At 65.4% G+C, this 24,211-nt stretch carries 21 protein-coding genes and 1 pseudogene; 8 read left to right on the top strand and 14 right to left on the bottom strand.

Going from position 1 to position 24,211, the window contains the following annotated elements; translation table 11 throughout:
* Positions 1 to 54 precede the first annotated feature (54 nt).
* Together QK290_RS06690 and QK290_RS06695 are read left to right on the top strand one after the other, a co-directional pair.
* On the top strand, positions 55 to 582 hold the full coding sequence (locus tag QK290_RS06690) for a glutathione peroxidase (RefSeq protein ID WP_282329909.1): 528 nt from the start codon (positions 55 to 57) through the stop codon (positions 580 to 582).
* A gap of 120 nt (positions 583 to 702) precedes the next feature.
* A complete protein-coding gene (locus QK290_RS06695; protein WP_282329910.1) occupies positions 703 to 1,635 on the top strand; it encodes a phosphodiesterase in 933 nt (310 codons plus the stop codon).
* Positions 1,636 to 1,711: 76 nt separating this feature from the next.
* Here the strand turns inward: QK290_RS06695 and QK290_RS06700 are convergent, their stop codons facing one another.
* Together QK290_RS06700 and QK290_RS06705 are read right to left on the bottom strand one after the other, a co-directional pair.
* On the bottom strand, positions 1,712 to 3,232 hold the full coding sequence (locus tag QK290_RS06700; protein WP_282329911.1) for a stealth family protein: 1,521 nt from the start codon (positions 3,230 to 3,232) through the stop codon (positions 1,712 to 1,714).
* Between the two features lie 177 nt (positions 3,233 to 3,409).
* Positions 3,410 to 4,339 carry a hypothetical protein gene (locus QK290_RS06705; RefSeq protein ID WP_282329912.1) on the bottom strand — a complete coding sequence of 310 codons (930 nt, stop codon included), beginning with the start codon at positions 4,337 to 4,339 and terminating at the stop codon, positions 3,410 to 3,412.
* Positions 4,340 to 4,478: 139 nt separating this feature from the next.
* On the opposite strand from QK290_RS06705, the gene QK290_RS06710 reads away from it, so the two are divergent.
* Together QK290_RS06710 and QK290_RS06715 are read left to right on the top strand one after the other, a co-directional pair.
* Positions 4,479 to 4,778, top strand: a complete 300-nt coding sequence (locus QK290_RS06710) for a type II toxin-antitoxin system VapB family antitoxin (RefSeq protein ID WP_181577293.1) — start codon at positions 4,479 to 4,481, stop codon at positions 4,776 to 4,778.
* Positions 4,771 to 5,436, top strand: a complete 666-nt coding sequence (locus tag QK290_RS06715) for a LytR C-terminal domain-containing protein (protein ID WP_282329913.1) — start codon at positions 4,771 to 4,773, stop codon at positions 5,434 to 5,436. The genes QK290_RS06710 and QK290_RS06715 overlap by 8 nt, the downstream gene beginning before the upstream one ends.
* A 74-nt stretch (positions 5,437 to 5,510) precedes the next feature.
* Here QK290_RS06715 and QK290_RS06720 read toward each other — a convergent pair whose 3' ends face one another.
* Positions 5,511 to 6,152: a TetR/AcrR family transcriptional regulator gene (locus QK290_RS06720; protein WP_282329914.1), complete on the bottom strand. Its 642-nt coding sequence runs from the start codon at positions 6,150 to 6,152 to the stop codon at positions 5,511 to 5,513.
* Between the two features lie 64 nt (positions 6,153 to 6,216).
* A complete protein-coding gene (locus QK290_RS06725; RefSeq protein ID WP_282329915.1) occupies positions 6,217 to 6,924 on the bottom strand; it encodes a DsbA family oxidoreductase in 708 nt (235 codons plus the stop codon).
* Between the two features lie 184 nt (positions 6,925 to 7,108).
* Here QK290_RS06725 and QK290_RS06730 point away from each other — a divergent pair, with 184 nt between their 5' ends.
* Positions 7,109 to 8,227 carry a glycosyltransferase family 4 protein gene (locus tag QK290_RS06730; RefSeq protein ID WP_282329916.1) on the top strand — a complete coding sequence of 373 codons (1,119 nt, stop codon included), beginning with the start codon at positions 7,109 to 7,111 and terminating at the stop codon, positions 8,225 to 8,227.
* A gap of 175 nt (positions 8,228 to 8,402) precedes the next feature.
* On the opposite strand, the gene QK290_RS06735 is transcribed toward QK290_RS06730, so the two are convergent.
* From QK290_RS06735 to QK290_RS06755, 5 genes are all read right to left on the bottom strand, one after another.
* Entirely contained in the window at positions 8,403 to 8,936 is a 534-nt protein-coding gene (locus tag QK290_RS06735) for a GNAT family N-acetyltransferase (RefSeq protein ID WP_282329917.1), read from the bottom strand.
* Between the two features lie 95 nt (positions 8,937 to 9,031).
* Complete coding sequence (locus QK290_RS06740) at positions 9,032 to 10,027, bottom strand: sugar phosphate isomerase/epimerase family protein (protein WP_282329918.1); 996 nt, start codon at positions 10,025 to 10,027, stop codon at positions 9,032 to 9,034.
* Position 10,028: 1 nt separating this feature from the next.
* Entirely contained in the window at positions 10,029 to 11,246 is a 1,218-nt protein-coding gene (locus QK290_RS06745) for a Gfo/Idh/MocA family oxidoreductase (protein ID WP_282329919.1), read from the bottom strand.
* A 10-nt stretch (positions 11,247 to 11,256) separates the two neighbouring features.
* Positions 11,257 to 12,378 carry a Gfo/Idh/MocA family oxidoreductase gene (locus QK290_RS06750; RefSeq protein WP_282329920.1) on the bottom strand — a complete coding sequence of 374 codons (1,122 nt, stop codon included), beginning with the start codon at positions 12,376 to 12,378 and terminating at the stop codon, positions 11,257 to 11,259.
* Complete coding sequence (locus QK290_RS06755) at positions 12,375 to 13,133, bottom strand: sugar phosphate isomerase/epimerase (protein ID WP_282329921.1); 759 nt, start codon at positions 13,131 to 13,133, stop codon at positions 12,375 to 12,377. The genes QK290_RS06750 and QK290_RS06755 overlap by 4 nt, the downstream gene beginning before the upstream one ends.
* Before the next feature lie 174 nt (positions 13,134 to 13,307).
* Here QK290_RS06755 and QK290_RS06760 point away from each other — a divergent pair, with 174 nt between their 5' ends.
* Positions 13,308 to 14,519: an ROK family transcriptional regulator gene (locus QK290_RS06760; protein ID WP_282329922.1), complete on the top strand. Its 1,212-nt coding sequence runs from the start codon at positions 13,308 to 13,310 to the stop codon at positions 14,517 to 14,519.
* Positions 14,520 to 14,525: 6 nt separating this feature from the next.
* Here QK290_RS06760 and QK290_RS06765 read toward each other — a convergent pair whose 3' ends face one another.
* Positions 14,526 to 15,485, bottom strand: a complete 960-nt coding sequence (locus QK290_RS06765; RefSeq protein ID WP_282329923.1) for a D-2-hydroxyacid dehydrogenase family protein — start codon at positions 15,483 to 15,485, stop codon at positions 14,526 to 14,528.
* A gap of 186 nt (positions 15,486 to 15,671) precedes the next feature.
* Here QK290_RS06765 and QK290_RS06770 point away from each other — a divergent pair, with 186 nt between their 5' ends.
* Positions 15,672 to 16,868: an MFS transporter gene (locus QK290_RS06770; RefSeq protein WP_282329924.1), complete on the top strand. Its 1,197-nt coding sequence runs from the start codon at positions 15,672 to 15,674 to the stop codon at positions 16,866 to 16,868.
* A gap of 234 nt (positions 16,869 to 17,102) precedes the next feature.
* On the opposite strand, the gene aceB is transcribed toward QK290_RS06770, so the two are convergent.
* Together aceB and aceA are read right to left on the bottom strand one after the other, a co-directional pair.
* Positions 17,103 to 18,755, bottom strand: coding sequence for a malate synthase A (gene aceB / locus QK290_RS06775; RefSeq protein ID WP_282329925.1), 1,653 nt, complete (start codon positions 18,753 to 18,755; stop codon positions 17,103 to 17,105).
* A gap of 93 nt (positions 18,756 to 18,848) precedes the next feature.
* Positions 18,849 to 20,165 carry an isocitrate lyase gene (aceA, locus tag QK290_RS06780; protein ID WP_282329926.1) on the bottom strand — a complete coding sequence of 439 codons (1,317 nt, stop codon included), beginning with the start codon at positions 20,163 to 20,165 and terminating at the stop codon, positions 18,849 to 18,851.
* A gap of 152 nt (positions 20,166 to 20,317) precedes the next feature.
* On the opposite strand from aceA, the gene QK290_RS06785 reads away from it, so the two are divergent.
* A complete protein-coding gene (locus tag QK290_RS06785; protein ID WP_282329927.1) occupies positions 20,318 to 21,832 on the top strand; it encodes an XRE family transcriptional regulator in 1,515 nt (504 codons plus the stop codon).
* An 80-nt stretch (positions 21,833 to 21,912) separates the two neighbouring features.
* Here the strand turns inward: QK290_RS06785 and QK290_RS06790 are convergent, their stop codons facing one another.
* Both QK290_RS06790 and QK290_RS06795 read right to left on the bottom strand, forming a co-directional pair.
* The gene (locus QK290_RS06790; RefSeq protein ID WP_282329928.1) at positions 21,913 to 22,932 is read right to left on the bottom strand and encodes a TAXI family TRAP transporter solute-binding subunit; all 1,020 of its coding nucleotides are present in this window, start codon (positions 22,930 to 22,932) and stop codon (positions 21,913 to 21,915) included.
* Positions 22,925 to 24,160 (bottom strand): annotated as a pseudogene (locus QK290_RS06795) (HAMP domain-containing sensor histidine kinase); the annotation flags it as partial. The gene QK290_RS06790 and the pseudogene QK290_RS06795, both read right to left, overlap by 8 nt.
* Positions 24,161 to 24,211: the final 51 nt, after the last annotated feature.

Raw genomic sequence — 24,211 nt, forward strand, 5'->3', positions numbered from 1 at the left:
CCTTGATGGTTGGCAACGGATCACCTGCATGACCAACCTTTCAAGGACGGCGCTGTGACAGACCTGTACACCATTCCCCTTACCCTCAACGACGGCACCGAAACCGATTTCGACCGGTTCAAGGGCAACGTGGTGATGGTGGTGAACGTGGCGTCAAAGTGCGGGTTCACTCCTCAGTACGCGGGCCTCGAGACGCTCTACGAGAAGTTCCGGGACCGCGGCTTCGACCTACTCGGAGTCCCGTGCAACCAATTCGCCGGCCAGGAGCCAGGCAACGACAGCGAGATCGCCGAGTTCTGCGAGCGGAATTTTGGTGTCACCTTCCCGCTGACGGCCAAGGCCAACGTGCGGGGCAAGGACCAGCATCCGCTCTATGCCGAGCTGACGAAGTTTAAAACCAGTGTGCTGCCCGGCCTGGTGAAATGGAACTTTGAAAAGTTTCTGGTCAACCGCAAGGGCGACGTGGTGGCACGCTTCGCGCCCACGGTCGAACCGGACTCCGCCGAAGTCATCGATGCCATAGAAATGGCACTGGCCGAATTCGACGGACCGGCGCCCACAACTGGACTTTCCAGGCCTTAATTCTTAATTTTTTCCAACTGGCCGCAATAATTTACCCACAGTTTGCCAATTGTCTGATTGGATAATAGTTACTGAAGGGTAGAAGGGAAACGCCGTTTCCCACCAACCACAGAGGCAGCAATGAAGCACATCGAGGCCGAACACCCCCGGCCACGCCACTTCCTTCTCCACCTGAGCGACCCCCACTTGTTGGGAGGTCCGGATCCCCTTCACGGCGCAGTCGACAGCGAAGCAAAGCTCATTCAGCTTTTCGAAGAGGTCAGGGCTTCCGGTGCCCGGCCCGAGGCCGTGATCTTCACGGGCGACCTCGCTGACCGGGGCGACCCTGAAGCTTACGCAAAGCTCCGGGCAATCGTCGATCCCGCCTGCGAAGACTTGGGCGCCCAAGTCATCTGGGCGATGGGCAACCACGACAACCGCGCCAACTTCCGGACCGGGCTGCTGGACGAGCAGGCGAGCGATGCACCGGTCGATCGAAGCTACTTCATCAACGGCCTGCGCATCATCACCATGGACACCTCGGTCCCCGGGTACCACCACGGCGAGCTAAGCCCGTCACAGCTGGGGTGGCTCACTCGCCAGCTGGATACCCCGGCCCCCGACGGCACCATCCTGGCGCTCCACCATCCGCCGGTCCCATCGGTCCTTGACCTTGCCGTGCTCGTGGAACTGCGGGATCAGGCAAGCCTGGCGTCTGTGGTCCGCAACTCCGACGTCCGGACCATTCTTGCCGGGCATCTGCACTACTCGACCACCGCCACCTTTGCGGGGATTCCCGTCTCTGTCGCCTCGGCAACGTGCTACACCCAGGATCTCAACGTCGCCGTCGGCGGTACCCGCGGCCGGGACGGCGGGCAGGCCTTTAACCTGGTGCACGTCTACGAGCACACCATTGTCCATTCCGTGGTTCCGCTGGGCAGCGCAGCCACCGTAGGCGAGCATGTCACCGCGGAAATGACTGCCGAGCGACTGGCCGCCGCGGGCGTCAGCATCCCTGACCACGCGAAAACAGGAGGCGTCAGGAAGGTAGCCCTTCCCTACCACGCTGTCTAGCCCTGATCGGCGGCCGGGCATGAGCCCCAGCGCCGGTGGATTAGCGCCAGCGTGCCTGACGTTGGTCCACCCCACCTCAGTGTTCCCAGGGCGCCTTGATGGGGTAGTACTTCTCCAGGAAATCGGTCACGATCTCGGCGCGCTCGTCCGCCGGGACCTCGGGGAAGCTGCCGTCGTTGAGGCAGAAAAAGTCCATGTTCCGCTTCGCCAGCAGCTTGGGCAGGTAGTTCAGCCCGGCGCGGGCGGTGGTGTCCACGTAACGCACCTTGGCTGCGGTTTGGGTGACCGCGCGGCCTGTGAGCAGCGCGTAGTAGTGGTAGAAGGAATTGGTGACCGAGATATTGTCGGCGGCGCGGAACCTGCTGCCCGCCGTCTTCTGGAATTCGTCCGGGAACTCACGCTCCATCCTGGCCACAACGCTGCGTCGCAGCGGGGCAGCGGTGTGCTCGAGGTGCCGTGTGGTGATCCGCCCGAAGCGGTTCCAGAGGAGCTTGCGGTTGACTCGGGCGGCGTTCTCGAAGCCACTGCGCTCGGCATCGTTATCGCCCAGCCCGATCCGGGTCTCGGCTTCGATGAACTTGGTGACGCCACCCGGTGTGAAGAACATGTCCGGGCCCACGGGCCGGCCGAAGAACATGTCGTCATTCGAGTAAAGGAAGTGCTCGGAGAGGCCCTCGATGTTGTGGAGCTGGCATTCAACGGCCTGTGAATTGTGCGTGGGCAGCACCGTGGGATCGGCGAAAAATTCCTCGCTGCGGACGATTGTTACCGACGGGTGGTCGGCGAGCCACTCCGGGGCGGGGGAGTCCGTGGCGATAAAGATGCGGCGGATCCAGGGCGCGAACATGTATACCGAGCGCAGGGCGTATTTTAGTTCGTTGATCTGCCGGAAGCGGGCTTCGTTGTCGTCGCCTTCGCCGAGAACCACACCCTTCTGCTGGGCGCGGCGGGCCGCGATGTAATCGGGCGAGCTGCCGTCCACCCATGAGAAGACCAGATCGATGTCGAAGCTGATGTCGCTGGCGTGATCTGCGAACATGTTCTCGATGGTGGGCCAGGTGTGCCCGTACCGTTCAACCGTCCCGCGGACAGCGTCCTGGGACTGCATGGTGCGGCGGGTCAGGGAGTTTTCGATCGGGAGGATCAGCTGGTCGCCCTCAAAGCTCCAGAGTTCAATCTGGACGCCGGCGGAGGAACCGAACTCGAAACCGCCGTCGGGCTCAACCCGTGGACGGTAGAGGCGGAAGATACGGGCCTGGCGGTTGGGGGAGAGGTCCCCGTCGGCCACCAGCACGGAGGATTTCTTTTTCGCGTCCACGGTCATGGAGTAGACGGGTTCGTTGCGGCAGGCCTCCACCAAGGCTGCCCGCAGCTTCTTGCGGTCCTTCCAGTCCAGGGCGATGACCGGACGGTCGTTGTTGCCCCGGACCAGCAGGTAGTCCAGGCCTTCGCCCGCGAGGACACCACGCAGGAACAACAGGTCCTCAACCATGGCCTGGTACGGCGTCCGGTTGTGGTTGATCAGGGCATACCTGCCCTTGTGTCGGACCACGTCAGGCCGGTGTTTGAGCCGCGCCTCAGCCGCAGGAGATGTCACCTCGGCGTGGGTGCGCGGTTCTACGGACGCCTGGCCGCCGTAGTAGATCTCGTCCTGGACAGGTGCTTCTGTAATGGTTGTCTCCGTCGCGGGTAAATGCTAAGCGTTCTTACCTGAATAATAGCGCGACCCCCAAAATGGCAGGCTTTGCCGGGCGGAAGGCCGCCCGGCAGGGGCTCAGTCGACCATTGCCTTCCGCCAGCTGAGCAGGAAAGCTGCGCCGGCGTCGTCGTGAATGACATCTTCCCCAAGCCCCAGATCGGTGGCCGTCAACACGTCATAGGGTTTGACCGGAACGCCGTCCGCCGGGCGGACATCAACGTGCTTCACGGAATGGTCATTATGGTGCAGCCAGTCCGCCATCGCGTAGTCGGTGCGGGAATCACCCACGGTACGCCAGGCCTGGGGCGTGATGCCCTGCGCCGCCAGCAACTCCACCGCGCGGCTGGCGCCGAGGTCCTTGCCCAGCCGCACCGACTCAATATCGGTGGAAATGATGGTGGGATCGACGCGGTAGTCCACATCGTCGTCGGAATTCGGTGCGTGGTGCTCCAGGCGGACCACGCCCATGCCGTGGCGGGCCATCAGTTCCATGGCATCGGAGTCGAAAAGCTTCTGTTCGGCCAGGTAATCGGTGGAGGGCACCTCGATGTGCTGCTCAACGGACACCATGGCGCGTTTGGTCTCGTCAAAGAACATGTGCTTGGAGTAATCCTCAGCCACGAGCCTGCGTACGTCATCGCCATAAGCCTTTGGCACGGCAAGGTCGCGGTCAACATGGACGGGGCCGGGCCCGGCAGCGGTGTAGCTGAACCACACGGCGCCCTTCTCGCAAATTGCGTGGATGACCGTCCCGGCGGGCATTCCCGCAGCGATCATCGGCTCCATGATCTGCCCGCGGATGAACGCATCGGAGCGGCCGGTATTGAAAATGACCGGAATACCGGCGGTAGCCAGGGCCACAAGATCGGCAATGATGTCCGGTTTCACATCACGGGTCACGGGGCTGGCCACGGGTCCGTCGACGTCGAGCAGGAGGGCGAGGGGCGGGCTGGACGGCAGGCGGACGCCGGGCGTGGTGGCGGCAGGGAATTCGGGTGCAGTCATGGCTCCATTGTGTCAGCCGGAGGGCCCCGAGCCTGCGCCGGCGGTGCAACGTCCGCGGCATGTGACAGTTTGGCTACAACCTTGGGATGCTGCGGGCCGGACACTTCTCTTGGGGCGCCAAGCTGCCTAGGGTGGCATGGTGATATTCAAAGCTGTGGGCGAGGGACGCCCGTATCCCGATCATGGTTTCAACACGCCCAAACAGTGGGCATCGCTGCCGCCCCGCCCTGTCCGTCTGGACGAACTGGTGACCACCAAGCGGACGCTGGACCTGGAAGCGCTCCTGGCTGAAGATTCCACCTTTTTCGGCGACCTCTTTCCCCACGTGGTGCAGTACCAGGGGATCCTGTACCTGGAGGACGGCCTGCACCGCGCCGTCCGGACAGCCCTGCACCAGCGGACCGCCATCCACGCCCGCGTGCTGGTCATAGATGGCTAGGAAACCAAAGGACGCCAGCGTCCTGCACGGCCACCACGTTGTCACCGGCCCCGAACTGCGGGCCACCTTCGAGGCTGCTGGCGACCACGACGATCCGGTGCGGTTGCGCCGCCGCGTGGTGCATGGCGTGGTCCTGGTTTTGCTGCTGGGCCTCATTGCCGGCGCCATCATCGTTGCGCTGGCCATCATGAACGGGCAGCTTAAGCTTCCGACGACGGCGGGCAGCGATGAGCCCCGGACCACCTGCCCCGGGGCCACCTTTGACTACACCCCCAACGACAAAATCAACCTCAACGTCTACAACTCCACCAGCCGTCCCGGGCTGGCCCGCTCTGTGGCGGATGAGTTGCTGGTCCGGAAATTTGTGGTGGGGGCCGTGGCCAACACGGAGGCCGGGTTCCGCGGCGTGGCTGCGGTGGTGTCCGGGGCTGCCGGGCAGTCTGCCGCCTTCAGCGTCCAGCGGAACCTGCCGGGCTCCGACTACTTCCAGGATGGCCGGACGGACGCCAGCGTTGACGTCATTCTTTCCAACGATTACCGGGAGCTCGCCGCCGCGGACCGCGTGGACCAGACGCCGGGGAAGCTCAGCTGCCCGCGTGAAAGCCGGCGGATCGCTGACGACGCCAAGTGGCCGGTTATTCCGACGGCCGGCCCCTGACCTGCCGTTGCTCTATCACGTCTGGTTGCTAAACCAGGCGGATGACGACCGGAGGTGATAGAGCAACGCAGGGGTTACGTCAAGGGGAGGCTAGCGCGCAGGGGTGCGCCGTCGTCGTCGAACCTTGCTCCGGCGCCCAGTTGGATGAACCGCACGGTGCGGGCGACCCGGGCCTCAAGGTCGGCGGGCTCGTTGCTGCCGCGTGCGGCGCTGGAGGAGAGCGTGCCGTGGATGAGCTGCGCCTGCTGGCCAATGTCCGCTTGCGGCAGGTACCCCTGCGCCATAGCGTCCCGGAGGATGCCCTGCAGAAGGACGCTGAGTTCACCCACGTGGCCGGCCAGCTTGGCAAAGGACGACGGCGACAGCACGGCCGCCATCGCCGGTCCGGGCGGGAGGTGGCGGCGGCTGAGGTCCTCCACCTGGGTGCGCACGTACAGGGCCAGCCGTTGGACGGGGTTCTCGAGAGTGTTCAGTGACTCACGCAGTTCGGCCAGGAACCGCTCGGTCTCATCCAGGGTGTAGGAGATCAGCAGCTCTTCGATGTCGGCGTAGTAGTTGTACACCGCGGTCCGCCCCACCCCGGCATGCCGGGCGACGTCCGTCATGGTCAGTCCGGGCAGGCCATGGGTGAACAGGAGTTCCCCGAACGCTGTCAGGACCCGGCGTTGCGTCTCGGCACGTTGCGCGGCATTGTTGGCCGCCGAAATCCTGGGCATGCAGACACTTTACCGCGATGTGTCAGTAAACTGATCGGGCCGGCCCTGTGTAGTCCCGGATCGTTCAGACCGCGCAGCCTTCCGGGCCGCAGGACTCGCCGTCTTTGCCGTTCGCGTCGTTGACCAGAACCAGGGGGTTTGTCTCCTGCCAGGCCTGGTGTAGCGCCGCAGTGAACGTTTCGGCCGGCTGGGCACCGGAAAGGCCGAACTTGCGGTCAATCACGAAGAACGGCACGCCCGTGATGCCCAGGGCGCGGGCTTCCTCGAAATCGAAACGGACGTCGTCGGCGTATTTGTCCGTGGTGAAGAGTTGGGCGACTGCACCGGTGCTGAGGCCCAGCTCCTGGCCTAAAGCCGTGAGGTATTCGGCGTTGCCGATGTCCTTGCCGTGTTCGAAGTGGTCGCTCAGCAGGCGTTCCTTTGCGACATCCTGCTGACCGTGCTCGGCCGCGAGGTGGATCAGGCGGTGTGCGGTGAAGCTGTTGGCCACCACCACCTGGTCGAACCGGTAGTCCAGGCCTTCGCCTTTGGCCTGCTCGGTGACGTGCTCAAACATCTGCGAGACCTGCGCCGGCGCCATGCCCTTTCGCGTGCTCAGGTACTCCAGCTCCGTGCCGTCATAGTGCTCGGGGAGGGTGGGGTCCAGCTGGTAGCTGCGCCACTTCACCTCCACAGCGTCGCGGTGCGGGAACCGGGCCAGGGCGGCCTCGAAGCGGCGCTTGCCGATGTAGCACCACGGACACGCGACGTCTGACCAGATCTCAATCTTCATGCTTGCCATAACGGTGCAGGTCAGGCGCCCATTCCCCGCCGGTGGTGTCGAACCTGTCACATTGGGGCTTGAAATGGGGCCCCTCGCGGGGCGATAGTCGGAACAACGGGTTAAGCAGAGGCCGTTCGGAACACACCATAGCCAGGTCTGGGGGCGTGGCATGTGATCCTCGCGGAGGACAATCATGCGGATAGGTCTTGTTGCAGCACCTTGGATTCCGGTCCCCCCCATCGGATATGGGGGCATAGAGAGGGTTGTTGACTCTCTTGCGCGGGGATTCATCGCGGCCGGGCACGAGGTGTTGTTGGCCGCGGCTTCGGACAGCACGTGTCCGGCATCCCTGGTACCAGGCATGAGGCCTTCAAGACCTGCTGAACTGGGGTTCACGCTGTCAGAGCTCAGCCATGTCGTCAGGGCCTATGAAGGCCTGGGCGACGTGGACATCATCCACGACCACACCCTGGCCGGGCCACTGATGGCCCGGCGGAAATCCAACGCCCCGGTGGTGACCACCATTCACGGTCCCCTCACCCGGACGTCGGCCGATTTATACCGGGCTATGGCCACCGACACGGCCATCGTCGGGATCTCACGTGACCAGGCCTCCAGCGTGAGCGACGTCCCGATCACGCGCGTGATTCATCACGGAATGGACGTCGCTTCCGTGCCCATCGGTTCAGGGAGAGGCGGCTATGCCTGTTTCGTCGGCAGGATTTGCCCGGACAAAGGGATCCTTGAAGCCATCCAAATCGCCCGCAGGGCCGAAATTCCGCTGCGTATTGCGGCCAAGATGCGCGCGCCTGACGAGATCGAGTATTTCCGCTCCGTCATCGAGCCGCTCCTGGGCTCCAACGAGGATTTCCTGGGCGAAGTGGGGGACGCGGACAAGTATCAGCTCATGGGCGAAGCGATGGCGTTCCTGAATCCCATCCAATGGTCCGAACCATTTGGGCTGGTGATGATTGAATCCCTCTCAACAGGCACTCCCGTGGTGGGAACGTCGATCGGATCCGCGCCGGAGATTGTGGACCATGGAAGGACAGGTTACCTGGGGCCGACGGATCAACTGCACACCCTGCTTCCGCTCGCCTCAGGGCTGGACAGGGCACACTGCCGGGACCGGGCCCTCAATCTGTTCAGCACCGAAAGGATGGTGGGCAGCCACCTGGACCTCTATGCAAAACTGCTGGAAACGAGTCAGCGTTCCGGGGTTCCGGTTGCTTCCCATGCAGGCCAGAATCAAACAGGGAGAGCACTTATGCGGGCGCCGGAACCGGGCCCGATCCCCAGCGGGCGGTCATGAGGGAGGAGACCATCCATGACTGCATGGAATGCCGATACCGAGGCTGATGTTGGCGGGGCTGAGGCCATAACGGTGGTGGAAGGGTCTTCCTTCTGTATCTCCACCCGGAGCGGCGACATCAGTTCCGACGGTGAAACGAATGGCGCGTTCTACCGGCAGTTTTCCCGGGGGACGCTTAGGGCGCGGCTCGCTCGAGGACGAAATCGTGCTCCACAGTGGTCCCCAGCCGGAAGGACTTGCTGCCCACCTTGCGAAATCCGCACTTCTCGTAGAAACGGATGGCCCGGGCATTCTGGCTGTTGACACCCAGCCACACCCCGGCCGCGCCCGCCTCTGCCGCCGCAAGGAGGCTGGCGTTCATCAGTTCGGCGGCGGCGCCCAGGCCGTGGTGGTCGGGGTGGACGTAGCATTTGCTGAGCTCCACGGAGGGCAGGACCTCCAACGAAGATGCCCCATCCGCGTCCTCCGCCGGCCGGTTGACCAGCAGGCTGTAGCCGCGGAGCGCGCCGTCGGCATCGATGACCAGGATGGTCACATCAGAATCCGCCAGGTACTCCCGGAAGTGCCGTTCGCTGAGCGTGTTGGCCACGTGCGCGGCAATGTCCTCCGGTGAGGACGACGGCGGGCAGGCCAGCGGGAAGGTGACTGCCGCCAGTGCGGCGAGCGCGCCGGCGTCGTCCGTTAGGGCCTTTCGGATCGTGTGGGTCATGCAGGGATTCTACGTGCGCTTCCTACGGGTTTTTGTCCAGATAACGTCCCCAAAAGGCACTTTTGCTCTTGTTATCTGGACAAAAACTCCTGATGTTACTGCTTGAAGGCGGCGTCGAAGGAGGTGTTCGACGGCGGGAAGTCATACTTTTTCAGCGCTGCGAGGGCTTCGGGCGCGCCGTGGAGGCGGTCCATGCCGGCGTCTTCCCATTCGACGGAGATGGGGCCGGTGTAGCCGATCGCGGCGAGAGCGCGGAAGGATGATTCCCAGGGGACGTCGCCGCGGCCGGCGGAGACGAAGTCCCAGCCGCGGCGGGGGTCGCCCCAGGGCAGGTGGGAGCCCATGACGGTGTTCCGGCCGGTGGGGCGGAGCTTGGTGTCCTTGCAGTCCACGTGGTAGATCCGGTCCTTGAAGTCCCAGATGAAGGAGACGGGGTCGATGCCCTGCCACATGAAGTGGGACGGGTCCCAGTTCAGGCCGAACGCTTTCCGGTGGCCGATCGCTTCGAGGGTGCGGACGGTGGTCCAGTAGTCGTAGGCGATCTCGGAGGGGTGGACTTCGTGGGCGAACCGGACGCCGCATTCGTCGAAGACATCCATGATGGGGTTCCAGCGGTCCGCGAAGTCCTGGTACCCGGCCTCGATCACGGCGGCGGGCACTGGCGGGAACATGGCCACGTACTGCCAGATCGAGGAGCCGGTAAATCCGACGACGGTGTCCACGCCGAGTGCCTTGGCCAGCCGGGCGGTGTGCTTCATTTCCTCGGCCGCGCGTTGGCGGACGCCCTCGGGATCGCCGTCGCCCCAGACCTTCGCGCCCACGATCCCTTCGTGCCGGAAGTCGATGGGGTCATCGCACACGGCCTGGCCCTTGAGGTGGTTGGAGATGGCCCAGACCTTGAGGTTGTACTTGGCCAGGACGGCGAGCTTGGACTCGACATAACCGGGTTCGTCCCAGCGCCAGGCGTCCAGGTGGTCCCCGGAGACGGCGATTTCGAGGCCGTCGTAGCCCCAGCCGGAGGCGAGGCGCGCGACTTCCTCGAACGGGAGGTCGGCCCACTGGCCGGTGAACAGGGTATAGGGGCGGGGCATGTCAGGCTCCTTCATAAGCAGCGGTCAGGGCTGTCGGCGTGCCGGCCGCGGCGCCGGCCAGTTGGATGATGGAACTTTTCGCGGCGGCGGACTCTTCAATGGCGTTCAGGATCCGCTGGATGGTGAGGCCGTCCTCGAACGACGGCGAGGGCGGGGTTCCGGTGCTGATGGCGGTCAGGAAGTCGCGGATTTCGTGGGTGAACGTGTGCTCCCAGCCGATGATGTGGCCCTGCGGCCACCACGCCGCAAGATATGGATGCTCCGGTTCGTTGACCAGGATCCGGCGGAAGCCTTGCTCGCGGACGGACACGGTGGCGTCCAGGAATCCCAGTTCATTCAGGTTCTCCAGATCGAAAAGGATGGCGCCCTTTTCCCCGTAGATCTCCAGTTTCAGCGAGTTCTTCCGGCCGGTGGCTACCCGGGAGACCTCCACGGAGGCGATTGCTCCGGAGGAGAGGGACAGCGTTGCCCAAGCGGCGTCGTCGACCGTTACTTCCTCCAGTCCGGCAGCTCCGGGACGCTGCGTAGTGAAGGTGTGCATCCGGCCGGACACTTCGGTGACCTGGTCCCCGAGCAGGAACAGCACCTGGTCGATCGCGTGGGAGGCGATGTCCCCAAGCGCTCCCGAGCCTGCGGTCTCCTTGCGGAGCCGCCACGTCATGGGTGCTTCGGCGTCCGAGAGCCAGTCCTGCAGATACGCGGCGCGGACGTGCCGGACGGTGCCCAGCCTGCCCTCCGCTATGAGCTCCTTCGCGAGGGCCAACGCGGGCACCCGCCGGTAATTGAAGCCGATCATCGACTGCACACCCTGGGCCCGGGCTGCCTCGGCGGCCGCCGCCATGGACTCAGCCTCGGCAAGGGTGTTGGCGAGCGGCTTCTCCACCAGGACATGCTTGCCGGCCTCAAGCGCGGCGATCGCGATTTCGGCGTGCAGCCAGCCCGGGGCGCAAATGTCAACGATGTCGATGTCATCGCGTTCGATGACCGTCCGCCAGTCTGTGGACGTTTCAGTCCAGCCGTACTTCCCGGCGGCCTCGGCAACCCCGGCGGCGTCCCGGCCCACCAGGACCTTCTGCTCAAACGCCGGGACATCGAAGTAGCTGGCGACGTTCCGCCACGCGTTCGAGTGGGCTTTGCCCATGAACGCATAACCGATCATCGCGACACCCAGTTTTTTGAGTTCCGGGCGCGGATTGTTCGCTGGTTTGTGTGAGGTCATGGTGGGGTTCCTAGAGGGTAGCGGCTTCCGGCGCCCAGTCCTCAGGGAGGGCCGGGGATGCCGGAGCAGAGCTTTCGACGTCCACGAAAGTTCCGGATTCCATGGATTCGGTGATTGAGACCATGGAATCCAGGACGTGGTAGGCCAGGCCGCCAGTGGCGCGGTGGGGGACGCCTGCCCGGATCGACCTGGCCATGTCCAGGACGCCCATGCCACGGCCGTTGGCGGGTCCCGTGGCCGGGACGGTGGTCCAGTCCTCGTCACCGGCACGCCACAGGCGGATGTCGCCGTCGAAATAGTTGGGGTCCGGCAGGGACAGCGTGGCCTCGGTGCCGGTGATTTCCACGAAGCCCATCCGCACGCGGGGGGACTCGAAGGAGAAGACGCTATGCGAGGACGCCCCGCCCTCGAACTGCGCCATGGCGGACACATGCGTGGGCACCTCGACGGTGAACTCCTCGCCGGCTTTGGGCCCTGAACCAATAACCCGGACTTCCTTGGCTTTGGAGCCGACGGCGGCCACCTTGCGGATGGAGCCGAATGCCTGGATCAGGGTGGTGAGGTAGTACGGGCCCATGTCGAAGAGCGGGCCAGCGCCGTGCTGGAAAAGGAAAGCCGGGTTGGGGTGCCAGGATTCCGGACCGGGGGTCTGGAATGTGGTCATGGCGGTCAATGGCGTGCCGATGTCGCCGCGTTCGATGAGCCGCAAGGCGGTCTGGAGGCCGGCCCCGAGGAAGGTGTCCGGGGCGCAGCCGAGGCGGATCCCGGCGGCGTCGGCGGTTTTGAGCAGGCCGAGCCCGGACGCGCGGTCCAGGGAGAAAGGCTTCTCGGTCCAGACATGCTTGCCGGCATTGACGGCGGCCGTGGCCACTTCCACATGCGCCGCCGGGATGGTCAGGTTCACGATGATTTCGACGTCGGGATGGTTCAGTGCCGCGTCCACGCCGCCCCACTCCGCGATGCCGTATTCCTTGGCACGGGCTTCGGCGGCTTCCTCAAAGAGGTCCGCGATCACGTGGACTTTGAGGTCCGGGAAGACGGTGAGGTTGTCCAGGTACTGCTTGCTGATGTTTCCGGCGCCGATGACGGCTACTCCAACCGGGCCGCGGCGGGTCGATGCTGCGTGGCTCATGCGAGTGTTCCGGCCGTGCCGGTTGCCTGTGCGGCATTGAGGTAGGCGAGGCTCTCGGCGATGCCTTCGAAGATGTCGCCTGCATAGTCGTCGAACTCCACCACGCCCACTTCCAGGGATTTTGCGGCGGCGATGACGTCCAGCACAGCGACCTTGCCCTGACCCGCCGGCTGTTGCGCCTTAGTGTCGGTGTTGAGCGGTCCATCCTTGATGTGGATGAATTTCACCCGGTCGCCCAGGCGCTCCAGCACCGCCACCGGGTCCTGGCCACCCACGGCAACCCAGTAGGTGTCCACTTCGAGGACCAGTTCTGGGTCCAGGAGGTCCGCGAAGTACTCCAACGCAGTACGGCCCTCGATGGTTGATTCAAGTTCCCACTGGTGGTTGTGATAACCCACGCGGATGCCGTATCCGGCGCCCTTCCTGGCTGCGGCATTGAGGCCGGTGGCGGTGGCCTGGATGTCTTCGGCGGACTGCCAGCGTTCGGCCGGGATAAAGGGGTCGATGACGGTGGTGATGCCCAGTTCTTTGGCTGCCGCGAAGATTTCGTCCTGGTCCTGGCTGAGGAGCGGAGCGTGTCCGGACGGGGCGGTGAGGCCGTTTTCCTTCAGGGCGGCGCCGAGTTCCTTGGCCGTCGCCACGAAGTTGTAGGGCTCAACCTGGGTGAAGCCGATCTCCGCGACTTTGCGGATAGTGCCGGGCAGATCCTCCTGGATCTCGTCCCGGAGCGAATAGAGCTGGATCGAGTACTTCATTGGTTCTCCTGATTGCAGACGAATCCACGTTGATTGGGTGCTGCCGTGCTGAGGGCGATGCCACTTCCACTAACGCTAGAATTACTTTTGACGATCGTCAAGCAAAAGTTGCCTGGATGCCGCTATTCTTTATTTCGCGTGACAGGCAGAAGTTTCATGTGTTATTCATGATCCATGAGCCTCAGCCCCGGAACCGAGCACGCCGCCCCAGACCACGGCGTCGGCCTGGCGCGCGCCGGCGACCTCTTCCAGCTCCTGCGGGACGGCAAGGCCCGGACGCGGGCGGAGCTGGCCCTGACCACCGGATTGGCACGTTCAACTGTCGCCGCGCGCATCGACGCCCTGATCGCTTCCGGACTGGTGGGCGCGGCGGGTGAGGCGAACTCCAGCGGTGGCAGGCCGCCGTCGCGCTTTGCCTTCAACCCAGCGGCACGCGCCGTCCTGGCCGTCGACGTCGGCGCCACCCACGTGATTGTTGCCGTCACCGATCTCAGCGGCCGGGTTCTGGCGGAGCGGCGGCTGGCCCAGGATGTGGCTGCCGGCCCCGAGGCGGTGCTGGGCCGGGTGATCAAGGAGGGACGGGCGTTGCTTGAGCAGGCCGGGCGGGAACCGCGCGACCTCGCCGGCGTGGGGATCGGCCTGCCGGGGCCCGTGGAGCACGCCACCGGAAAGCCCGTCAAGCCGCCCATCATGCCGGGCTGGGACGGGTTCGACGTCGTCCCGTACGTCCAGCGTTCGCTGGCAGTTCCGGTGCTGGTGGACAATGACGTGAACATCATGGCGCTGGGGGAGCGGACGGCGCACTGGCCGGACCACGGGAATTTCCTGTTCATCAAGGTGGCCACCGGCATCGGATCCGGGATCATCAGCAACGGCGAACTGCAGCGCGGCGCCAACGGAACGGCCGGCGATCTGGGCCACGTACGCGTGCCACGTGGTGACGACGTGCTGTGCCGGTGCGGAAACCATGGCTGCCTCGAGGCGCTCGCGTCAGGACCGGCCCTGGCCGCTGAACTGGAGCGGCAGGGTGTGCCTGCAGCCAAGGGCAGCGACGTGCTGCGGCTGGTGGGCGAAGGCAACTTGCAGGCTATCCAAGCGCTGCGCCAGGCGGGCCGGGATGTGGGCGATGTGCTCGCCACAGTGGTTAACCTGCTCAACCCGTCCGTCATCGTCATCGGCGGGAGCCTCGGCCAGGCCGGTGAGCACCTGATGGCTGGCGTCCGCGAAGTGGTCTACCGGCGGTCCCTGCCGCTGGCAACCAGTCACCTGCGGATCGCCCTTTCCGTGGCCGGGGATCAGGCGGCGATTCTTGGTGCGAGCCAGATGGTCACGCAGTACGTGCTGTCGCCTGCAGCCATTGAGGCAACGCTCCAGGCGGCCGGCTAACCGCCTTTAGGTGGTAACCACGCGGACCGGTGTCCCCTCCAGCCAGGCCCTAACGTCCTCGAACGCGCCGCCGTAGAACTGCCGGTAGCTCTCTGCCGTCACGTAGCCGAGGTGCGGAGACAGCACAGTGTTGGGGGCGCTGAGTAGCGGGTGGCCCGCGGGAAGTGGTTCCTGGTCAAAAACATCCAGGGCCGCGCCCCGGATCCAACCCTCGTTCAAAGCCCGCACCAGGGAGTCCTGGTTCACCAGCGGACCCCTCGAGGTGTTCACCAGGATGCCTTCCGGCCCCAGGAGCCGCAGTTCCTGCTCACCCACGATGTCCTCGGAACGGGGAGATAACCGCAGGTGGAGGGACACGACGTCGGAATTCCTGAAGAGGTCCTCCTTGCTGACCTTCTGAACACCGGCTTCCGCGGCGGCCTCATCGGTCAGATTCTGACTCCAGGCGAGCACCTCCATCCCGAATGCCTGCCCGTACGCCGCGATCCGCCGCCCGATCTTGCCCAGGCCCACGATGCCCAGCGTCTTGCCGGACAGTTCCATGCCCACCGAGGTTTGCCACGTGCCGGCGCGCAGCGAGTTCTCCTCGGCCGGGAGGTTGCGGGCGATCGCGAGCAGCAACGCCCAGGTCAGTTCGGGCGCGGCGGTGGGGGACCCGGGCGTGCCGCACACGGTGATGCCAAGTTCCGTTGCCGCGGCCACATCGATGGCGGCATTGGCCATGCCGGTGGTGACCAGCAGCTTCAGCCCCGGGAGCCGTTCCAGCACTGTGCGGGGGAACGGGGTCCGCTCGCGCATCGCAATGACGATCTGATAGTCGGCCAGCGCGGCTGCCAGGGCGTGTTCGGACTGGAAGGGCTCGCGGAAGACGGACGTTGCCACACCGGACCCTTCCAGAGAGGCCCAGTCGGCAAAGGCATGCGCAACGTCCTGGTAGTCGTCGAGGATGGCAAGCCGTTGCTGCATGTGAAGTTCCTTCGTCCGAGGGGTGCGGCAGTACGACGGTGCGGCTCAATATCCCGCACGTTGGGGCCGGCCGGTGTGAGCTTCATCGTATGCCAGAGCGCCATGACGCGGCCTGCGGCTTCCGGCACAGCCCGGCGTGGTAGCAATGGAAGTGATGAAATCCTTTCCAGCCACCGCGGAATCCTCATGAGCGGACAATTCCTGGCCAAAGTTCCCAAGGCCTGGATCCTCCTGGCCTGCATCGGACTGCTGGCGCTGAACCTGCGCGGGCCCTTCGTTGCCGTTGCCCCGGTGGTTGACCTGATGCAGGCCGACCTCGGATTTACCCCCGTGATGCTGGGCCTGCTGACCAGCATCCCGGTGCTGTGCTTCGCGCTCGCCGCGTCGCTGGCGTCACTGACCACACGGAAACTCGGCGCGGAGTTCGCCGTCTCCCTCACCATCCTTGGCGTCCTGGCCGGCGTGATTGTGCGCTCGGCGGGCGGCCCGGGACCGGTGGTGGTGGGCACGGTGATGATCGGCCTGGCCATCACGGTGGGCAACATCGCAGTGCCGTTGATTATCCGCCGCGACTTCTCCCCGTTGCGCCAAGGGACCGCCATGGGTGTGTACACCGCGGCGTTGAATATCGGCTCATTCCTGACATCGATGGTCACGGCGCCCCTGGCCGAGCTGGCCGGGTGGCGGGTGGCCCTGGCCGCCGTGGGCATCCTGGCCGTGATTGCCATCGTCTTCTGGATCCTCGCCGTGGGCGCCCGCACCGCGTTTGTGCCCTCCCGCACCGTGGTGGCCGGCGGGCAGGAGCACCCGGCCGTCAAGGGGTCCGGCTGGATTACCGCCGGGCTCACCGCAGGCTTCGCCGGGCAGGCGTTTTCCTACTACGCAGTGACGGCGTGGCTGCCGAGCTACCTCAACGACGAGCTAGGCATGTCCGCCTCGGCGGCCGGGGCAGGTGCATCGCTGTTCCAGATCTTCGCCATTGTTGGCGGCCTGGGAGTGCCGTTCGCGGCCAAGTATTTCAGTACGACGACGACGGCCGTCACCATTGGCGTGCTGTGGACGGCCGTGCCGGCCGGGCTGTTGCTGGCGCCTGAGCTGTGGTGGCTGTGGTCCACCTTCGGCGGCGTCGCGCAGGGCGGGGGGATCACGCTGATCTTCATCGCGATCATCAAACTGGCCCGGGACCAGGTGTCCGCGGGCCGGATGTCCGCCACGGTCCAGGGGCTCGGTTACTGCTTCGGGGCGGTGGCCCCGCCGCTGGTGGGCTTCGTGCACGACGCCTCGGGTTCCTGGACCCCGGCGCTGCTGGTGATCCTGGGCTCGGTGCTGATGTTCTCCGTCTGCACGACCCTGGCCGTGCGGCTGGTGCCGAAGGGACGCTGACGCGTCCCGCCGTCGTACGTTCCCTGCCTGCCCTTTCATGATTTACCAACGCTCTCTCACTTAACGCAGCTTAACAACCGACGCTCTCTCACTATCTTGAGGATAGCGAGAGAGCGTCGGCGGGGTCACACGGGGTGTTCCGTCGCCGGGCCGGCGCCCCGGATCTCGGGGATGCCTGTTGCGAAGGGCGTGCCTGCCCGGCAGACGGAAATCTATTCAGTAGCCTGCCGCAGCCTAGGCCGCGGCGAGCTCCTCTTTGGTTGCCTTTTCGCGGGCCTCGGTGAGGTAGCGGGCGTAGGCAGGGAGGGTCAGGAAGGACGGGAAGTCCTGGCTGAGGGTGACTTCCTCGAAGATGTCGCGGGAGTCTTCGAAGCGGTCGCCGTCGAAGCGTTCCAGGCGTGCGAACTCTTCGTCGAGCAGTTCCTCGATCCACTGGTGGGTGATGATTTCGCCGCGGTCTGTGATGGCGGACGCGAACATCCACTGCCAGATTTGGGAGCGGGAAATTTCCGCGGTGGCGGCGTCTTCCATGAGGTTGTGGATGGCGACGGCGCCGTTCCCGCGGAGCCAGGACTCGACGTAGCGAATGCCTACCTCGATGTTGTTCCGGATGCCCTGCTCGGTGATGGTGCCCTCGGTAGCGGCCACGTTGATGAGGGCGCGGTCGTCTGGGATGACGTCCTCACGGGTGCGGTACAGCTGGTTGGGACGTTCGCCGAGGGTGGCGTCGAACACTTCGCGGCAGACCGGCACGAGGTCCGGGTGGGCCACCCAGGAGCCGTCGAAGCCGTCGTTGGCCTCGCGGGTCTTGTCGGCGCGGACCTTCTCGAACGCGTTGGTGTTGGCGGCCTCGTCCTTGCGGTTGGGGACGGCTGCGGCCATGCCGCCGATGGCCATGGCGCCGCGCTTGTGGCAGGCACGGACCAGCTGTTCGGTGTAGGCGCGCATGAACGGCTGCGTCATGGTCACCTGGGCGCGGTCCGGCAGGACGAACCGGGGGCCGCGGGTACGGAAGTTTTTGATCAGGGAGAAGATGTAGTCCCAGCGGCCGGCGTTCAGGCCCGAGGCGTGATCACGCAGTTCGTAGAGGATTTCCTCCATTTCGAACGCCGCGGTAATGGTCTCGATCAGCACGGTGGCGCGGATGGTGCCCTGCGGGATGCCCAACAGGTCCTGGGCGAGGATAAAGATGTCATTCCATAGCCGTGCCTCGAGGTGGTTCTCGATCTTGGGCAGGTAGAAGTACGGGCCCTTGCCCTGGGCCAGGAGCCGGCGGGCGTTGTGGAAGAAGAACAGGCCGAAGTCCACGATGCCGCCGGCCACGGGAGCGCCGTCGATGATCATGTGCTTCTCGGGCAGGTGCCAGCCGCGGGGGCGCACCACCATGGTGGGCAGCTCGCCGGCCGGGCGGAGCTTGTATTCCTTGCCCTCAGGACTCGTGAAGTCGATCCGGCGTTCCAGCGCGTCGGTGAGGTTAAGCTGGCCCTTGATGACGTTCCGCCACGTGGGGGTGGAGGAGTCCTCCATGTCAGCGAGCCACACCTTTGCGCCGGAGTTCAGCGCGTTGATGGTCATTTTCTTGTCCACCGGCCCGGTGATCTCCACCCGGCGGTCCTCCAGGCCAGGGGCCGGGGGAGCGACGCGCCACGAAGGGTCGTTTCGGATGTCCTCGGTTTCGCGGAGGAACCTGGGGTCCTGGCCGGCGGCGATCTCGGCCCGGCGGGTCCGGCGTGCCTGCAGGAGTTCCTGCCGGCGCGCGGCCGTGGCGCGGTGCAGCTTGGCGACAAACTCCAGTGCATCCGGAGTGAGAACCTCGTCCTGCCGGCAAATGGGCTGCGCGGTCAAAGTGATCCCGTTGATGGTGAAGCTGTCAGTGAAGCTGTTCATTTCAATCTCTCCTGGTGCTGTGCCCAACTGGGTAGCAGTAAGTGTCCTTTTGAGCCTCCAAAACGACACTTACTGCTACTTACTTGGGGAAATTTAGTGGAACTGGCCTTCTTCGGTGGATCCCACCAGTGCCAGGGTTGATGCGTTCGGGTTGAGCGCAGTTGCAATGTCGTCGAAGTAGCCGGTGCCGACTTCGCGCTGGTGCTTGGTCGCGGTGTAGCCGCGGGACTCGGAGGCGAATTCCTTCTCCTGCAGCTCGACGTAGGCGCTCATGCCTTCACGGGCGTAACCGTGGGCGAGATCGAACATCGAGTAGTTCAGGGCGTGGAAGCCGGCCAGGGTGATGAACTGGAACGTGAAGCCCATGGCGCCGAGTTCACGCTGGAACTTGGCGATGGTGGCGTCGTCCAGGTGCTTGCGCCAGTTGAACGACGGCGAGCAGTTGTAGGAGAGCATCTGGTCCGGGAAGTCAGCCTTGACAGCCTCGGCGAACTTGCGGGCCAGCTCAAGGTCCGGGGTGCCCGTCTCCATCCAGATGAGGTCAGAGTACGGAGCGTAGGCCTTGGCACGGGCGATGCAGGGCTCGATGCCGTTGCGGACCTTGTAGAAGCCTTCCGGGGTGCGCTCGCCGGTGACGAATTCCTTGTCGCGGGGATCGACGTCGGAGGTGATCAAGGTGGCGGCCTCGGCGTCGGTGCGGGCGATGACCACCGAGGGGGTGCCGGCGACGTCGGCGGCCAGGCGGGCGGCGTTCAGGGTGCGGACGTGCTGCTGGGTGGGGATGAGCACCTTGCCGCCGAGGTGGCCGCACTTCTTCTCCGAGGCGAGCTGGTCTTCCCAGTGCACGCCGGACGCGCCGGCCTGGATCATGGATTTCATGAGCTCGTAGGCGTTCAGCGGGCCACCGAAGCCGGCCTCGGCGTCGGCGACGATCGGGACCATCCAGTCCTCAACGGTCTGGATGCCTTCGGAGAATTCGATCTGGTCGGCGCGGAGGAGTGCGTTGTTGATGCGGCGGACCACGGTGGGAACCGAGTTGGCCGGGTACAGCGACTGGTCCGGGTAGGTGTGGCCGGAGTTGTTGGCGTCGGCGGCGACCTGCCAGCCGGAGAGGTAGATGGCCCGGAGGCCGGCCTTGACCTGCTGCACGGCCTGGTTGCCGGTCAGGGCACCCAGGGCGTTGGTGTACCCGCCGGTCTTGTGCTCTTCGGTGAGCTGCTTCCACAGTTTCTCGGATCCACGGCGGGCCAGCGTGTGCTCTTCGGAGACCCGGCCGCGGAGCTTGACGACGTCCGTTGCCTTGTAGTCACGGGTCACACCTTCCCAGCGGGGGTTGGCGGCCCACTCGAGCTCCAGGGCGGCGGCCTGCTCTTGGGGCGTCTGCTGGGTGGGCTCAAATGCTGCAGTCATCGTTGTCTCCTAGATTGAGCTCCGGGTGGATATTGCCGGCCGGAGCTGCTTCCTTGCAGTTCCGGCCGACTACCCCGGTGCGGTGTTTCTTTCCGTGATCACTACTTTTCAGCACTTCACAACACTTCTCTAGGGGAAAACCCTGGAAAGAAATGCACTTCTTCGCGTATCCTCAAGAAATGACGCCTGGAAGCTGGAATCGCGAAGTCACACCGCCGCCGTCGTCCGCCGCCTCCCCGGAACTGGACGTCATCAGCCTGGGCCGCCGGGTGCGGCATCTGCGCAAGCAGGCCGGGCTCACCCTCGACGACCTGAGCGCTGCCGTCGGGACCGCCCCCAGCCAGTTGAGCCTGATCGAAAACGGCAAACGGGAGCCCAAACTTTCCCTGCTGCAGGGACTGGCCTCTGCCCTGAATGTAAGCATCGACCAGTTGCTTGGCGCCGAGCCGCCGAGCCGCCGAGCGGCCCTGGAAATTGAGCTCGAACGCTACCAGCGCGGACCCCTGTACGAGTCCCTTAATCTGCCCAAAATCCGCATCAGCTCACGGCTCCCGGTCGATGTGCTGGAGGCGCAGGTGGGGCTACTGCACGAGCTCGAACGCAAACTGAACGAGCAGGTGGCGACGCCGGAGGAGGCCCGCCGCGCGAACGGTGAGCTGCGTGCCATGATGCGTGAGCGCGGCAACTACTTCCCGGAGTATGAAGCCGAGGCGCAGAAGGTCCTGGGGCTGGTGGGTTACACGGCCGGGCCGCTGAGTCAGCACGTCATCGCCGACATCGCCGAGAAGCTCGGATTCACCCTCCACCACGTGAGCGACCTGCCGCATTCAACCCGTTCAGTGACGGATTTGAAGAATCACAGAATTTACCTGACGCAGAGCCAGCGGCAGGACCACGACCCCCGCTCTGTGCTGTTGCAGGCGCTGGGGCACTACGTGCTGGGGCACGAGACGCCGAAAAACTACGGCGACTTCCTCGGCCAGCGGGTGGCCACCAACTACTTCGCGGCCGCGCTCCTGCTGCCCGAGCAGGCCACCGTGGACTTCCTGCAGAAGGCCAAGACTGCCAAGGAAATCGCCGTGGAGGACATCCGGGATGCTTTTGCCGTGTCCTACGAGACCGCCGCGCACCGCTTCACCAACCTGGCCACGAAGCACCTGGGCCTCACCACCCACTTCCAGAAGACCCACAAGAGCGGCATCATCTACAAGGCCTACGAGAACGACGGCGTGACCTTCCCGATGGACCACACCGGCGCCATAGAGGGCCAGCCGTCATGCAAGGCGTGGACGTCGCGGGCGGTGTTCGATGTGCCGGACAAGTTCAGCGCGTACAGCCAGTACACCGATACTCCGTCCGGCACGTATTGGTGCACGGCCCGGACCGAGCGATCGGCCAGCGGCGATTTCTCCCTGAGCATCGGGGTGCCGTACCAGCACGTGAAATGGTTCCGCGGCCGGGAAACCACGGCGCGCGAAAAGTCCACGTGCCCCGACCCGAACTGCTGCAAGCGGCCCCCGGCAGCACTGGCCTCCGAGTGGGCCGGCAACGCATGGCCGGCGGCCCGGGCGAACACGCACCTACTGGCCGCGATGCCGCCCGGCGCGTTTCCCGGCGTGGACGAAACCGAGGTGTACAGCTTCCTGCAGGCGCACTCGGGAAGCTGAGCGCAGGACGCTCTCTCACTTTCTTGGGGAGAGTGAGAGAGGGCCGGGGAATTTGGTGCAGCAAGTGATAGAGCGTTTCCTTACCCGTGGAGCTCCCGGTACGCCGCAGCGGCGCCGGGGTGCAGGGGCAAGCCCGCGGTGTTGATCAAGGATTCCGGACTCAGGAACTGGACCCCCAGGCTGGAACGCGGGATCAGTTCCTCGGCGTGGCCCACCAGCAGTTCGACGGTCCGCTTGACGGTACGGTCATCAAGGTCAATCCGGCACAGCAGCAGGTTCGCCACGCCCACGGTCCACACGGCCGGAATGCCCGCGTAGGCGCCCGCAGGGATCAGCACCCGGTCGTAGAAGACGCCGTATTTCGCCCGCAGTGCCGGCAGCAGCGGCGACAGATCCAGGAAACCCAGCCCGACGTCGTCGTTCGCGGCGGCAATGGCTGCGGTAGGCACGCCACCTGACCAGAACAGCGCGTCCACCGTTCCGTCCCGCAAGGCCGCGAGGCCCTCGTTGAGGCCGAGGCTCAGCACTGTGACGCCGCCCGCCGTCCCGGCCGTGGAGCTGAGCGCGGCAGCCTCGATCAGCCGCGGGGTGGTCAGCGACGTCCCCGAGCCGGGCTCACCGACAGCCACAGTCCGGCCGGCAAGCCCGCCGATATCCCGGACCCCGCTGTTCCGCCGGATGACGCAGTGGACGTAGTTCTCGTACACTTTCCCAACGGCGGAAAGTCCGACGGCGGGCGTCTCACCTACCGCGGTGCGCTGGGCCGCCGAATCCGCCAGGGCGACGGCGAACGTGGCTTTGCCGGTCAGCAGATATTCGAGGTTGTCCAGGCTGCCACCGGTAGTCAGCGCCGACGCCTGGCCGGCCACCCCGTGACGCTGGAGGGACGCCGCCAGCAGCTCGGCGAACTCCAGATAGAAGCCGCCAGGCTCGCCGCCGGCCACGGTGACGGTGCCCGGGCGGCCCGTGGGCGTGCACGCACCCAGGGTTGGCAGGAGCAGCCCGGACAAACCGGCCGCGAGCCCGGCCTTGAGGACGGTCCGCCGCGGGGGAAGCGGGGGAGGCGTGGGTAGGTCCAGCGCTCCGGTCAGGTCAGGCACGCGGCGCCACCTGCTCCGGTCCGGCAAAGGGTCCCGGCAAGTCCCCTGCACCCGGAAACTCGAGGCGCGCAATCAGGCCGTGAGGCGCTGCCTCGGCGAGCACCAGCCGGCCGCCGTTGGCTACTGCCAGCTTGTCCACGATAGTCATGCCCAGCCCGGTGCCGCGAGTGGTCCGCTGCACCGGGGACCGCCAGAAGCGGCTCATGGCCGCTGTCCGTTCGTCGGACGAAAGCCCGGGGCCGTCGTCGGACACTTCGATGGACACCGTGCCTTGGCGGGCGCGGGCAGCGACCGAGATGTGGGCGCCGGGAGCGTACTTGATGGCATTGTTCAGAAGTTCGCCGACCATCTGGGCCAGTTCTGCCGAATTGCAGGCGATGTGCACGGCGGGGGCAGGCGGATCTTCGAGCAGGATCGATGCCCCGCTGCGATGGGCGGCAGGGCCCGCCCGTTCGGCTTCTTCCTGCAGAACCGGATAAGGATCGAGGGGCGCCTGCGCCGCGCGGGACGCGGTTCCCAGCGGGCCCCTGGCGGAGTCTTCAGAGGCCCTGTGCTCGGCGGCCGCCAGCTTCAGTACCCCGTCCAGGATCTCCTCTACGCGTTCGAGCTCCGCCAACACCCCTGCCGCGGCGTCGTGTTCCCGGGCGGTCTTAAGTTCCAGTTGCAGCAGATCGATCCTGAGCCGCAGGGCACCGACCGGGTTTCGCAGTTCGTGCGATGTGTCCGCGATCAGTTGTCGTTGGGACTCGAGGCTGTTGCTGACGGTCTGCGCCATGGTGGTGAATGAACGGCTCAGTTGCCGAAGTTCCGGCGGCCCGGCTTCGGGAAGCTGTCCGGTCCGGCCTGTTGCCTCAAGTTCAGTGACGGCCGCGTTCAGGCGGTTCACGGGCCGGAGGACCCACTCGGTCACGCGGGACGCGCCCAGGAGGAGCAGCGCCGCCAGGGCCGCCGCCGCCAATCCGACCACGAGCCATCGCTCCCGCAGTTTCTGCCGGGCCGCGTCCAGGTTGACCTCGAGGACGGCCTCGCCCAGGACCTGGCTCGCGCTGCCGAAGGAGCGGGAGATCACCTCGGAGGATGGCCCGAACGGCCGCAGCGGGGTGAGCGTGGTGTCGTTGAGGTTCAGGTTGGCCCTGGCCACCGCGTCCCGGACGTCCGCCCGGTCCTCGCTGAGGCCACCGGAGTGCAGGGTGCCCTGCTGGAGGCGGATCAGGACTCCCTCACCGTAGTAAGGCCACGCACCTGGACCGCGAACAGGGCGATGCCTGGAACCGGCCTG

The organism is Pseudarthrobacter sp. AL07, assembly GCF_029960665.1.
GTDB lineage: Bacteria > Actinomycetota > Actinomycetes > Actinomycetales > Micrococcaceae > Arthrobacter.

Coding starts and splice junctions, on each gene's coding strand:
- aceA (WP_282329926.1), bottom strand. CDS start 20,165: ATGACTGCAGCATTTGAGCCCACCCAGCAGACGCCCCAAGAGCAGGCC.
- QK290_RS06785 (WP_282329927.1), top strand. CDS start 20,318: ATGCACTTCTTCGCGTATCCTCAAGAAATGACGCCTGGAAGCTGGAAT.
- QK290_RS06735 (WP_282329917.1), bottom strand. CDS start 8,936: ATGACCCACACGATCCGAAAGGCCCTAACGGACGACGCCGGCGCGCTC.
- QK290_RS06695 (WP_282329910.1), top strand. CDS start 703: ATGAAGCACATCGAGGCCGAACACCCCCGGCCACGCCACTTCCTTCTC.
- QK290_RS06755 (WP_282329921.1), bottom strand. CDS start 13,133: ATGAAGTACTCGATCCAGCTCTATTCGCTCCGGGACGAGATCCAGGAG.
- aceB (WP_282329925.1), bottom strand. CDS start 18,755: ATGAACAGCTTCACTGACAGCTTCACCATCAACGGGATCACTTTGACC.
- QK290_RS06715 (WP_282329913.1), top strand. CDS start 4,771: ATGGCTAGGAAACCAAAGGACGCCAGCGTCCTGCACGGCCACCACGTT.
- QK290_RS06725 (WP_282329915.1), bottom strand. CDS start 6,924: ATGAAGATTGAGATCTGGTCAGACGTCGCGTGTCCGTGGTGCTACATC.
- QK290_RS06705 (WP_282329912.1), bottom strand. CDS start 4,339: ATGACTGCACCCGAATTCCCTGCCGCCACCACGCCCGGCGTCCGCCTG.
- QK290_RS06740 (WP_282329918.1), bottom strand. CDS start 10,027: ATGCCCCGCCCCTATACCCTGTTCACCGGCCAGTGGGCCGACCTCCCG.
- QK290_RS06720 (WP_282329914.1), bottom strand. CDS start 6,152: ATGCCCAGGATTTCGGCGGCCAACAATGCCGCGCAACGTGCCGAGACG.
- QK290_RS06770 (WP_282329924.1), top strand. CDS start 15,672: ATGAGCGGACAATTCCTGGCCAAAGTTCCCAAGGCCTGGATCCTCCTG.
- QK290_RS06765 (WP_282329923.1), bottom strand. CDS start 15,485: ATGCAGCAACGGCTTGCCATCCTCGACGACTACCAGGACGTTGCGCAT.
- QK290_RS06750 (WP_282329920.1), bottom strand. CDS start 12,378: ATGAGCCACGCAGCATCGACCCGCCGCGGCCCGGTTGGAGTAGCCGTC.
- QK290_RS06745 (WP_282329919.1), bottom strand. CDS start 11,246: ATGACCTCACACAAACCAGCGAACAATCCGCGCCCGGAACTCAAAAAA.
- QK290_RS06760 (WP_282329922.1), top strand. CDS start 13,308: ATGAGCCTCAGCCCCGGAACCGAGCACGCCGCCCCAGACCACGGCGTC.
- QK290_RS06730 (WP_282329916.1), top strand. CDS start 7,109: ATGCGGATAGGTCTTGTTGCAGCACCTTGGATTCCGGTCCCCCCCATC.